This is a genomic window from Paenarthrobacter nicotinovorans (assembly GCF_021919345.1).
GTDB classification, from domain to species: domain Bacteria; phylum Actinomycetota; class Actinomycetes; order Actinomycetales; family Micrococcaceae; genus Arthrobacter; species Arthrobacter nicotinovorans.
On record NZ_CP089293.1, the window covers coordinates 3,137,485 to 3,149,457 of the forward strand.

8 protein-coding genes are annotated in these 11,973 nt (G+C 64.5%); 5 read left to right on the forward strand and 3 right to left on the reverse strand.

Annotation, left to right across the window (positions count from 1 at the left end; all coding sequences use genetic code 11):
• Positions 1-63 precede the first annotated feature (63 nt).
• Genes JMY29_RS14610 through JMY29_RS14625 form a run of 4 tightly spaced genes read left to right on the forward strand, consistent with a single transcriptional unit; the run spans position 64 to position 6,340 of the window.
• Positions 64-1,398, forward strand: a complete 1,335-nt coding sequence (locus JMY29_RS14610; RefSeq protein ID WP_189075276.1) for an ABC transporter substrate-binding protein — start codon at positions 64-66, stop codon at positions 1,396-1,398.
• On the forward strand, positions 1,395-2,342 hold the full coding sequence (locus JMY29_RS14615) for a carbohydrate ABC transporter permease (RefSeq protein WP_189075277.1): 948 nt from the start codon (positions 1,395-1,397) through the stop codon (positions 2,340-2,342). Before JMY29_RS14610 ends, JMY29_RS14615 begins: the two co-directional genes overlap by 4 nt.
• Positions 2,339-3,253: a carbohydrate ABC transporter permease gene (locus tag JMY29_RS14620; RefSeq protein WP_039242474.1), complete on the forward strand. Its 915-nt coding sequence runs from the start codon at positions 2,339-2,341 to the stop codon at positions 3,251-3,253. The genes JMY29_RS14615 and JMY29_RS14620 overlap by 4 nt, the downstream gene beginning before the upstream one ends.
• Positions 3,254-6,340 carry a glycoside hydrolase family 2 TIM barrel-domain containing protein gene (locus JMY29_RS14625; protein ID WP_189075278.1) on the forward strand — a complete coding sequence of 1,029 codons (3,087 nt, stop codon included), beginning with the start codon at positions 3,254-3,256 and terminating at the stop codon, positions 6,338-6,340. It abuts the gene before it with no gap.
• Positions 6,341-6,415: 75 nt separating this feature from the next.
• Here JMY29_RS14625 and JMY29_RS14630 read toward each other — a convergent pair whose 3' ends face one another.
• Positions 6,416-7,786 carry an MFS transporter gene (locus JMY29_RS14630; protein ID WP_189075279.1) on the reverse strand — a complete coding sequence of 457 codons (1,371 nt, stop codon included), beginning with the start codon at positions 7,784-7,786 and terminating at the stop codon, positions 6,416-6,418.
• Positions 7,783-8,316, reverse strand: a complete 534-nt coding sequence (locus tag JMY29_RS14635; protein WP_055971564.1) for a winged helix-turn-helix transcriptional regulator — start codon at positions 8,314-8,316, stop codon at positions 7,783-7,785. Before JMY29_RS14635 ends, JMY29_RS14630 begins: the two co-directional genes overlap by 4 nt.
• Positions 8,317-8,480: 164 nt before the next feature.
• On the opposite strand from JMY29_RS14635, the gene JMY29_RS14640 reads away from it, so the two are divergent.
• Positions 8,481-10,595: a phosphocholine-specific phospholipase C gene (locus tag JMY29_RS14640; RefSeq protein ID WP_229778562.1), complete on the forward strand. Its 2,115-nt coding sequence runs from the start codon at positions 8,481-8,483 to the stop codon at positions 10,593-10,595.
• Positions 10,596-10,685: 90 nt separating this feature from the next.
• Here the strand turns inward: JMY29_RS14640 and JMY29_RS14645 are convergent, their stop codons facing one another.
• Complete coding sequence (locus JMY29_RS14645; protein WP_189075281.1) at positions 10,686-11,972, reverse strand: glycosyltransferase 87 family protein; 1,287 nt, start codon at positions 11,970-11,972, stop codon at positions 10,686-10,688.
• Between the last annotated feature and the right edge of the window lies 1 nt (position 11,973).

Below are 11,973 nucleotides of genomic sequence, written 5' to 3' on the forward strand. Positions count from 1 at the left end.
ACGTGCCGGGGCCCGCCCTCCGGGTGCCGGCAGCGTCAACCTGACACAAAGAGGTGAAGGCTCATGACCCGTTTCACTCGAAGACAACTTCTGGGCGCTGGCCTGGGCACGGCAGCCATGGGGCTGCTGTCCGGCTGCGCAACTCCGGGAACCCAGTCCGTGAACAGTGCACCAACCATCCCCACCGCCAGTGGTCCTGTGCGGCTTACGTATTGGGCTTGGTTGAAGGACTTCCAGAACGTTGCCGACATCTGGAATGCAGCGAATCCAAACATCCAAGTGGACGTCGTCTGGATCCCCGGCGGCAACGCAGGCGGCTACCAGAAGCTCTACTCGGCACTGGCGGCCGGGGGCGGCCCGGATCTGGCGCAGGTTGAGCTGCGGTCGATTCCGGAGTTCATGCTGGTCAACGGGCTGGTGGACATCTCCCGCTACGGCGCCAACGACCACGCGCACCTCTACGACCCCACCTTGTGGAAACAGGTCAGCTACACCGGCGGCGTCTACGGAATACCCCAGGACTCAGGTCCGATGGCCATGTTCTACCAGCCGGCCATTCTGGACAAGGTGGGCGGCACTCCCCCTAAAACCTGGGACGAATGGGCCGGACTGGCCCGCGAGCTTCGTTCCGTGGACACGTACCTGGACTGCTTCCCGATCAGCGACGCCTCACCCTTCGCTTCTTTCGCCGGACAGGCAGGAGCCGCATGGCTGCGTCCGGAGGAGGATGGCTGGGTCATCAACATGACCGACGACGCCACGCTCAACACCGCGCGCTTCTTCGACAAAGCGATCGACGACGACCTCGTCACCACTGCGTACGGTGCCTTCTCACCGGGCTGGTTCGCTGCCGCAGGCAAGGGCGGCATTGCTTCCACCGTCACCGGCAGCTGGGGCGATGCCCTGGTCGAGGGCGTCAGCGGTTCGGAGGGAAAGTGGCGCGTCGCCCCCATGCCCACGTGGGGCGGCACCGGATTCGGCTCCAGCTACCTTGGCGGTTCCACCGCAGCCGTCCTGGCCAACAGCAAACACCCCAAGGAAGCGGTGGAGTTCGCCGTCTGGCTGACAACTTCGAAAGATGGCATCGACGCCGAGATCAAAAACAGCGGCATCGGGTGGTCGCCGAATCCCGATTTCATTGGCACGGACCGGCAACAACCTTCGGCTTTCTTCGGCGGCCAGAACTACAACCAGGACATCTTCGTCCCGGCAGCCCAGCAGCAAAACCCTGACTGGTCCTGGTGGCCCGTAACCCAGCAGTCCTTCAACATCCTCAGTGACGGCTTCCGGAAGAAGGCCTTCGGGACCTCCCTGGTGGACTCGATTGCCGCTTCCGAGCAGCAAATCATCACCGTTTTCAAGAACAAGGGCCTCACCATCCGGAAGGAAACGGCATGACGACCACCCGCATGGCACCTACCGCAGAGCGTCACGAAGAAGCACCCCGCCGGGGCAAGCGCACCGGCGCAGCGGCGCGCGCGCCCTGGCTTCTCCTGGCCCCGTTCCTGGCGCTTTTCGCCCTCACGTTCCTGCTGCCCATTGTGGTGGCGATCCTCTCCAGCTTCACCAAGGTGAGCAGGAGCGGGCTCTTCGGCGAGGCGGGCGTGACCAGTGAGTTCGCCGGGTTCGGCAACTATGCCCAGGCTTTGGCAGACGGCAGTTTCGTGGCATCGATCGGCCGCATGCTGCTGTTCGGCATCGTCCAGGTCCCCGTCATGATCGTCCTCTGCACTGTCCTGGCTTTGATGTTGGAATCGGCATCGGCCAAATGGCCCGGCTTCTTCCGCGCCGCCTACTTCATGCCCTACGGCGTTCCCGGCGTCATTGCCACCATCCTGTGGTCCTTCCTCTATGTGCCCGGCCTCAGCCCCCTGTTCGACGCGGCCAAGCTCGTCGGCCTTACCCCGGACTTCCTGGGCGCCAACAGCGTGTTGTGGTCCATCGCCAACATCGTCACCTGGAGTTACACCGGCTACAACATGCTGATCATCGTGGCGCAGCTCAAGGCCATTCCGGTGGAACTCTACGAGGCGGCAAAGGTGGACGGAGCGTCCACCTGGCGGGTTGCCCGCAGCATCCAGCTTCCCCTGATCCGTCCGGCCCTCATGCTCACCACGGTGTTTTCGATCATCGGCACCCTGCAGTTGTTCGCTGAAGCGCAGGTCCTCAAAACCGTGGCCCCTGCCATTGACAGCCAGTACACGCCCAACCTGAGCGCCTACACCACGGCCTTCGCCTACAACGACTACAACGTCGCGGCCGCCCAGTCGGTCATCATCGCCGTCGCCGCCTTCACCCTTTCGTTCGCCTTCCTCGCACTGACCAACAGGAAGTCATCATGACCGCTACAGCTACCAAGTCACCCGCGACAGCCGCTGCCAAGGCCCGGTCCGCGGGTCCGGACCGATCAGCCGGACGACGCCGGTCGTCCACCATCATTGTCACCGCCCTTTTGGTGGTGGTTGCCCTCTACTTCCTGATTCCCGTGTACTGGGTCTTCGTCGCCTCCACGAAGTCCACGTCCGACCTTTTCTCCACCAATGGCTTCTGGTTCGCTCCCACGTTCTCCCTGTGGGAAAACATCGGCCGCGTAGTCAGCTACGACAACGGAATCTTTGGCCGCTGGTTCCTGAACTCGGCCATCTACGCCGGCGTCGGCGCGCTCCTGGCCACGTACTTCGCGGCAGCAGGCGGCTACGCCCTGGCCAAGTACGAGTTCAAGGGACGCAACCTGGTGTTCGGCACCATCCTCGGCGGCGTGCTGGTTCCCGGTACAGCGACGGCGCTTCCGTTGTTCCTGCTGTTCAGCCAGATGGGCCTGGCCAACACGTACTGGAGTGTGTTGTTGCCTTCGCTGGTCTCGCCGTTCGGTCTGTTCCTGTGCAGGATCTACGCGCAGGCAACGGTGGACACTTCGCTGATCGAGGCCGCCAGGATCGATGGCGCCGGCGAACTCCGCATCTTCCATACGATCGGGCTCAAGGTACTGACCCCTGCGCTGGTCACGGTGTTCCTGTTCCAGCTGGTCGGTATCTGGAACAACTACTTCCTGCCGCTGGTCATGCTCTCCGACTCCGAGCTCTACCCCATCACTTTGGGCCTGAACAACTGGCTCAGCCAGGTGGACCGCTTGCCCGAATTCTACGAACTGACTACCGGCGGGGTGCTGCTTTCCATCATTCCGCTCAGCATCGCCATGATTGTCCTGCAGCGCTTCTGGCGCGGTGGACTGACAGAAGGAGCCGTCAAGTAAATGACCACCTACCAAACAGCCGGCTACATCACGGATCCAGGGCCGGGCACGGGCAACCGCCTCTCGGCGCGGAGCTGGCTGCACAGCGATGCGCCCGCTCTTTCATTGAACGGCCAGTGGCGGTTCCGCCTGCTGCCCGGGGCGCCGGGTACCCCGGGCGGACGCGGCGTCCTCCCTGCGGGCGAAGCAGTGGAGGGTGTTGCCGCAGAGGACCTGGACGATGCCGGCTGGGACCGGATCCCCGTTCCCGCGCACTGGGTGTTGGAGGGAGACGACGCCTACGGGCGGCCCATTTACACCAACGTCCAGTTTCCGTTCCCCACGGATGCACCCCATGTCCCGGACGAAAACCCCACCGGCGATTATCGCCGGACGTTCGAGCTCCCCTCGGATTGGAACACGGCAGACAGGACAGTACTGCGTTTCGACGGCGTCGAGTCCCGCTACAAGGTGTGGCTCAACGGCACCGAGATCGGAGTGGGGACAGGCAGCCGCCTGGCCCAGGAATTCGACATCACTGACACTGTCCGTGCGGGCCTGAACGTCATAGCTGTCCGCGTTCATCAGTGGTCCGCTTCAAGCTACATCGAGGACCAGGACCAGTGGTGGATGCCCGGCATCTTCCGCGATGTGACACTACAAGCCCGGCCACGGAAGGGTCTCGACGACGTCTGGTTGCGGACGTCCTTCACCGGCGGCGCCGGGATCATTGACCCGGAGATCACGGCAAGTGAGGCCGCCTACCCGGTTCGCCTGTCCGTCCCCGAACTGGACATCGACGTCGTCTGGAACTCCGCTGCCGACGTCGCCCCGGTGGCGATTCCCGCCGTCGAGCCTTGGTCCGCGGAGGTTCCGCGCCTCTACAACGCGACGGTGGCCAGCGAAGGCGAGACCGTTTCGCTGCGGTTGGGCTTCCGGACCGTGGAAATCCGGGGCGACCGGTTCCTGGTGAACGGCCGGCGCGTGGTGTTCCACGGCGTGAACAGGCATGAGACGCATCCGGACCGCGGCCGCGTGTTCGACGAGGACTTTGCCCCCGCGGACCTGGCCATGATGAAGCAGTTCAACGTCAACGCGATCCGCACCAGCCACTACCCGCCGCACCCCCGCTTGCTGGACATCGCGGACGAACTGGGTTTCTGGGTGATTCTGGAATGCGACCTCGAGACCCACGGTTTCGAACGGCACGGCTGGGTGGGCAACCCCAGTGACGACCCCGCCTGGCGTGAGGCGTACGTGGACCGCATGGAACGCACGGTGGAGCGGGACAAGAACCATCCCTCCATCGTCATGTGGTCGCTGGGCAACGAGTCCGGTACCGGCGCCAACCTCGCTGCGATGTCCGCGTGGACCCACGCCCGCGATGCCGGCCGCCCCGTCCACTACGAGGGTGACTACACGGGCGCCTATACGGACGTGTACTCGCGGATGTACTCGTCCGTACCGGAAACAGAGGCGATCGGGCGCGATGATTCAGGCTCCCTCCTGCTCGGCTGCTCCGCTGCGGAGTCGGCCCGGCAACGCACCAAGCCCTTCATACTGTGCGAGTACGTGCACGCCATGGGCAACGGCCCGGGCGCGATCGACCAATACGAGGACCTGGTGGACCGTTACCCCCGGCTGCACGGCGGCTTCGTCTGGGAGTGGCGGGACCACGGCATCCGGACCACCACCGCCGATGGCACGGAATTCTTCGCCTACGGCGGGGACTTCGGCGAGGTAGTGCACGACGGCAACTTCGTGATGGACGGCATGGTGCTGTCCGACTCCACGCCGAGCCCGGGCCTCTTTGAGTACAAGCAGATCGTCGCACCGATCCGCTTGGGCTTCTCCACCGAAACGAACGACGGCGGCACTCGCCGCTTCGTCTCCGTCGCCAACCTGAGGCACACCGCTGATGCGTCGGATGTCGTGCTGCGCTGGCGAACCGAGGTGGACGGCGTGCTTGGCGTGTCCGGGGAGCTCGACGTTGTTGATTCCACGGGCGCGTCACTCGGCGCCGGTAGCACGGCGCGCATTGAACTTCCACCGTTGGACAGTAATGGAAGCGGCGAACCCTGGCTCACGGTTGAGGCGGTGCTCCGCAAGGACACTGCCTGGGCCGAGGCCGGGCACGTGATCTCCGCGGCACAGCTGGAACTGGCGGTGACACGTCCCCGCTTGGCAGCCCCGCGACCCCTCGGATCGGCCGGACGGGCCATGGCGGCGGTGGATTCAACGCTCAACCTTGGACCTGCCCGGTTCGAAGAAGGACGCCTGGTTTCGCTGGCCGGGCTGCCGGTTGGCGGTCCCCGTCTGGAGTTGTGGCGCGCCCCTACGGATAACGACGCCGGCGCCGGACGCGGCAGCTACGACCTCGCTGATCCTTGGCTCAACAACGGCGACGGCGTTCCGGCCCCTTCCATGGAAACCGTCTGGCGCGCCGCTGGCCTGGACCGGCTCACGGGCCGGGTTGAAAAGGTGTCCGCCGACGATTCGGGTGTGGTGATCCAGACCCGCTACTCCGCAGCCGACACCGCCCGTTGGGTCTCCGTGGAGGAAAACTGGCAAATGTGCGAGGGCGAACTGTGGCTTCGCGTGGACATCGTACCGAGCACCGGTTGGGACATCATCTGGCCACGGGTGGGCGTCCGCTTGGATCTTCCAGGTTCCGTAGATGGCGCGTCGTGGTTCGGCACGGGTCCCCGCGAGTCCTACCCCGACAGCATGCGCGCGACACTGGTGGGACGGTATTCGGCAGGAATCGACGATCTCGCAGTTCCGTACGCCAAACCCCAGGAGTCGGGTCATCGCAGTGCCGTACGGTCACTGGAACTGCAGGACTCCGGTAGTCCTTGGTTGCAGCTCAATGCCTCCCCGGACTCCCGTGGCCGCCTGCCGGGCTTCACACTTTCCCGGTACACAGCCCAGGAGATCTCCGCGGCCGCACACCCACATGAGCTGCCGGCTAGCCAAGGCAGCTACCTGTACCTGGACGCGGCACAGCACGGCCTAGGTTCCAGGGCATGCGGACCGGACGTCTGGCCGGATTACGCCTTGCGGCCCGAAGCCCGTTCGCTGACCTTCCGGATCACCGCAGCGGGCTAGTACCCCTTCCGTTGTGGGGCCCGCTCTGCGCGACTCCAGAGGAGAATGGAGCGCAGAGCGGGCCCCGCAACATCGTCAGGCAACAGCGATGGGTTCCTTCTTCGCCGCGTCCTTGCGGATGGTGGCACTGATGACCGCAGCCACCGTGCACATGGCTGCCGCCCCCAGCCAGGCGTAGTTGTAGTGACCGGTGGCGTCGCGGATGAACCCGGCAGCCAGGGCGGCCGCAGCGGCCCCGAGCTGGTGGGCGGCAAACACCCAGCCGAACACCACAGAACCGTCTGCGCCGAACACCGAGCGACAGATGGCTGCGGTGGGCGGCACGGTGGCTACCCAATCGAGTCCGTACACCACCACGAAGATGATCATGCTCGGTTCCACGGATGAGCCCAGCAGCAACGGCAGAACCAGCAGCCCGATCCCCCGGAACTGGTAGTACACGGCCAACAGGACTTTCGGGTTGAACCTGTCGGTCAGCCAGCCGGAGGCGATGGTCCCCACGATGTCGAAAATCCCGACGACGGCCAACAAGCCTGCCGCCGTGGTTTCGGGCATGCCGTGATCGTGTGCCGACGGAATGAAGTGCGTGCCGATCAGCCCATTGGTGGTGGCTCCACAAATCGCGAAGCCCGCGGCCAAGGCCCAGAACGTCCGCACTTTGGCGGCCCGCTTGAGCACCTTCAGGGCTCGGACGGCAGCGTTCGCGGAGTCTTTGGGAAGCGCAGGCTCAGGCTTGCCGGACGCCGCAGAGGTGGCTCCGGCGTCGGCGGCGGGAACCACCGGTTCCTCAGCCCCATAAGGCAACACCCCGACGTCGGCCGGCGAGTTCCGCAACCACCGCAGCACCAGCGGTACCACTGCGAGCGCACCCGCAGCGATAAGGAGGGAGGCTCCACGCCACCCGGGGTTCTGCGCTAGGGCGGCAATGAAGGGCAGGAACACCAGCTGGCCGGCGGCACTTCCTGCCGTGAGGATGCCGATGACCAGGCCGCGGCTCTTGGCGAACCAGGTGTTGGCGATGGTCGCCGCGAAGACGAGTGCCATGGATCCCGTTCCCAGCCCGATGAGCACTCCCCACGTAAGCAGGATCTGCCACGACTGGTTCACCAGGACCGTCAAAGCTGAACCCAGACCGATCAGGCACAGCGCCAACGCGGTTACTTTGCGGATGCCGAAGCGTTCCATGAGGGCCGCAGCGAAAGGTGCCGTCAGTCCGAAGAGAACCAGGTTGATGCTGACAGCCAACGACAACACCGTGGTGGACCAGCCGAACTCCTGCTGCAACGGGACCATTAGCACGCCCGGTGCTGCACGGAAACCGGCAGCTCCCACCAGCGCAAGGAAGGCCACCGCCGCCACGATCCAGGCAGGGTGGAGACGGCGACGCTTGCCGGAAGGAAGCCGCGGCGGTTCGGTGGGGACCCCTGTGACGTCGGGAGCGGTCATGCGGGGATCTCCGTTTCAGAGGGAGCTGCTGTGCTTGCTTCAGATGGCGCCACGGCGAGCGGAACCGGGTGGTCCGTCCGCTTGAAGCTGTGCCAGCTCGTGTTGGCGGCGGTCAGTCGGGTGCCGCAGTGGGTGCAGGTATCGGCCGACGACGTCGCCTGTCCGCAGTCCGTGTGGATGACCCGCATGTGGGATACCTCGTTGGGTGCGTCCAAGTGTTTCTCTGCCCAGATGATGATGGCGTTCAGGACGGGCAGGGAGTCCTCGCCCTTGGCGGTGAGGACATACTCCTGCCGTGTGCGGCTCCCGTCCTGGTAGGGGCGCTGTGCCAGCAAACCGGCCTCGAGCAACCATCCCAAGCGCTTGCTGAGGACTGTATCGGCTACTTCGAGCCTTTGCTTGATGGCGTCGAAACGGCCGTTGCCGAAAAAGATTTCCCGCAGCACCAGGCTTCCCCAAGGGTCGCCAAGGACATCAAGGCCACGGGCGAGGCTGCACGTGCGGGCAGACCAGTCAGAGCGAAGAGGCATGCGAACCAAGCTAGTTGACTTTCCTAAAGAAAGCTAGAGGATGACGGCGACACACCCTGCAGGTTTTGCCAGGTTCACTCACGGTTCATCTGGGGTGCCTACGCTTGCCGGGTCTACTCTGACCACGAAAGGCACCCTGAATGTCCTTGAACAACCCTGACTTGGTGAAACGTTCAACCGAATCTCCCGGAATCTCCCGGCGTGGATTCCTTGGCACGGCAGCGGCAGCGACGGCGCTGGCGGCAGCCGGATCACTGCTTCCCCCCTCCGTGCAGGCGGCAATGGCCAGGCCAACCCCGCCGGGGAGCCTGCAATCCATCAAGCACGTGATCGTGCTGATGCAGGAGAACCGCTCCTTTGACCACTACTTCGGTTCGCTCCGCGGAGTCCGGGGTTACGGCGACCATTCCGTCACCCGGCTGCCCAACGGAAAATCCATGTTCGAACAGCCACGCGCCACCGGGGAAACCGTCCTGCCGTTCTCCCTGCGCAAGGCAGCCGAACTCGCGGGACGACCCGGAACCGACATCCAATACCTGGGCGACCTCGACCATTCCTTCAAAGGGACCACCCGGGCGTGGAACGACGGCTGGTGCGATCAGTGGATTCCTGCCAAGAGCGCATCCACCATGACCTTCTACGAGCGCCAGGACATCCCGCTGCAATACGAGCTCGCAGACACCTTCACCATTTGCGACGCCTACCATTGCTCCGTCAACGGCTCCACCAATCCCAACCGCAACTACCTCTGGAGCGGTACCACCGGCAAGGAGCCCGGCACGAACAACCGGGCTGTGACCAATGCGGCCTACGGCTATGACCACGGCGGCTACGACTGGACCACCTACCCTGAACGGCTGGAACAGGCCGGGGTCTCATGGAGGATCTACCAGGACTGGGACAACTTCACGGACAACGCCGTGGAGTACTTCCAGACCTTCAAAGTGATCGGGCGGAAGATGCTGGCCTCGGTTGACGGCAAGCTGCGCACCACCGAGGAGTTCTACGACCAACTGGCAGGCAAGACGGCCGACGAGCAGGAGCGCCTCCTGGCCCAGCTGGAGAAGGGCCGCGCCACCCTCACGGAGGCCGAAAGGTCGCTCTTCGACAAAGCCATGTGGCGTGGCCGCCCGGACACCCTCCTGGAACGGCTCAGCGCCGACATCACCTCAGGCACCCTCCCCCAGGTCAGCTGGTTGGTACCGTCGGCCGCCGACTCCGAACATCCCGGAGCCTCGACACCGGTGGGCAGCGCAAACTTCGTCTACCGCCTCCTGGATACGGTAGCGAGCAACCCCGAGACCTGGGACAGCACCGCGATCTTCCTCAACTTCGACGAAAACGATGGCTACTTCGACCACGTCCCGCCACCCGTCCAGCCGCGGCCGTCAACAGGCGAATCCGCCGACTGGACCACGGCGCTGCCCATCGGGCTGGGTCCACGGGTACCCATGACGGTGGTCTCCCCCTGGACGGTGGGTGGCTATGTCAGCTCCGAAATCTTCGACCACACCTCAGTCCTTCGCTTCCTCGAACGCTGGACCGGTGTGCAGGAACCCAATATCTCTCCCTGGCGCCGGGAAGTCTGCGGCGACCTGACCGGCGTCTTCAATTTCAGCTCGCCAGGTAAGCCGCCGGTTCTGGACCACCCAGCATCCGTGCCCGCCAAGATCAGCCGTTGGCGGCCCACCCCACCCGCCGTCCAAGTGGCGCCGATCCAGGAAAGTGGCACGCGCCCGGCCAGGCCCCTCCCCTACCGCCCGCAGGTTTCGGCCGCTGTGCTGCCCGGCAAAATCACCCTGGCACTGGGGAACTCAGGCACCCGGTCGACCCATTTCGCCATCTACGGTTACGCCGGCGAAGTCACGGAGCCACGGCATGTGGACGTCCTCGGGAATGCCACGGTGGAGCTCGCGCCTGCCTCAGGCGGGTTCGACGTCGTCGTCACCGGCCCCAACCGTTTCCAGTACGAACTGAAGGGAACGACGGCGGGCGCGGCCTCCGGCGTCGACGTTTCAGTCAACGGACGTCGCGGCAACAAGGCCGTGGAACTGGAAGTGCGCAACAACGGCAAGGCCACAGTGACCCTGATTCTGAAGTCGCTGCAGTACGCACAGGGCCACGAAAGTGTGAAGCTCAAAGCCGGGCACTCGAAGAAGATCGGCTGGGAAACCTTGAACGGTTGGTATGACCTGGAGGTCACCGCAGCCGAGGACGCTACGTTCCGACGCCGGCTGACCGGTCGCCAGGAAGACGGACAGGAAGGCATCTCCGGCTAACGGACGATTGGCGCATCCTGCCCTTGTCCTGCCTCCTCACCGCAAAAGGGTGTGGCGGCGGGCAAGGGCGGGGTGCCCTGCGTGGAGGGGTCAGCGCTGTTTCAGGCTGGTTCCACCGGGAACCAGTCCGGCCCGGGACGGGTGGTACGCCAATGCCCAATAGACCATCATCGCGATCCCGCACACCACGCCCAGGCTCGACACCATGAGTTGCCACTGGGTCTGGGGGTCTTTGCCCCATTCGGCAGCGCCCGCCCACACGGCCAGGTTCTTGGGCGTCATGTAAAAGGCAACCGTGGAGCACGCCACAATGACCCACCCCGCGAGTCGCATCCGGCCGTTGCGGGACGGCACCCGGTGCATCGCAAAGGCCATGCTGGGCAGGGCAACGGCAACCCAAACCCAGTGATGCGACCACGACACCGGACTGATCAGGAGCATCAGGACGGCTGTGGCGGATACTGCCACGAAATTCTCATCTACAGCCACCGACCACTTGATGATGAGGCCGGCGACGACCACCAGGGCCAAGGACAGCACCATCCACACCAGGTTGGTGACCGAAGAGTCCGGCATGCCGAAGTGGAGGAGCAGGCCCTTGACGGACAGATTGTCGACGTAGGCCGGTCCGCCGATCCGGCCGGTATCGGGAAGGATCTTGGTCCAGAAATCCAGCGAAGCCTGGGGCAGTACAGCCCAGGCCACCGCAATCGAACCAAAGAACCCGGCGGCCATCCACCCCAGGGCTTTGAAGTCGCGACGGACCAGGAAGTACAAACCAAAGGCCAGAGGAGTGAGCTTCACCCCGGCAGCCAGGCCGATCAGCAAACCCGCAGGCCACCGGATGGCACCCGCACGGGCTTTCCCGTACAGGGCGAAGTCAGCCAGGATCACACCCATCAGGATGATGTTGATCTGCCCGAAGACGAACGTGTCACGCCACGGGCCCAGGAACAGAATGGCACCGGTTCCCAGCAGCGCCGTAGTCCTGAAACGGTAATCGGAAAAAGCCTCCCGCCAGGTCTTGAGGCCGAAGTAGTGTCTGGCCAGCCAGGCGGCCACAATGGCGGCACCGGCAAGGGCCACCAGAATGAAAACCATACTGGCCGCGAAGAACCCCAGCGCCGCCAGCCCGGCAAAGAGCAGGGCGGCGAACGGCGGATAGGTAAACGGCAATCCATCACGGATGGCGTAGAGGTCACCGCCCTCCATGACTTTGCCGCCGCCGTAGAAGTAAACCTCGAAGTCGTTCAGTGCGGGCTCGTAGTATGCGTACAGGAAGCACACTGCCACCACGAGGGCCACGGCTGCTGCCACCGTGAGGATCCAGCCCCGTTTGGTGGTGGAAGCCACCATCTGTGAAGGAGAAGCCGCCATG

Excerpts from the sequence above, each read along its gene's own strand:
- JMY29_RS14610 (WP_189075276.1), top strand. The coding sequence starts at position 64 with ATGACCCGTTTCACTCGAAGACAACTTCTGGGCGCTGGCCTGGGCACG.
- JMY29_RS14615 (WP_189075277.1), top strand. The coding sequence starts at position 1,395 with ATGACGACCACCCGCATGGCACCTACCGCAGAGCGTCACGAAGAAGCA.
- JMY29_RS14620 (WP_039242474.1), top strand. The coding sequence starts at position 2,339 with ATGACCGCTACAGCTACCAAGTCACCCGCGACAGCCGCTGCCAAGGCC.
- JMY29_RS14625 (WP_189075278.1), top strand. The coding sequence starts at position 3,254 with ATGACCACCTACCAAACAGCCGGCTACATCACGGATCCAGGGCCGGGC.
- JMY29_RS14630 (WP_189075279.1), bottom strand. The coding sequence starts at position 7,786 with ATGACCGCTCCCGACGTCACAGGGGTCCCCACCGAACCGCCGCGGCTT.
- JMY29_RS14635 (WP_055971564.1), bottom strand. The coding sequence starts at position 8,316 with ATGCCTCTTCGCTCTGACTGGTCTGCCCGCACGTGCAGCCTCGCCCGT.
- JMY29_RS14645 (WP_189075281.1), bottom strand. The coding sequence starts at position 11,972 with ATGGCGGCTTCTCCTTCACAGATGGTGGCTTCCACCACCAAACGGGGC.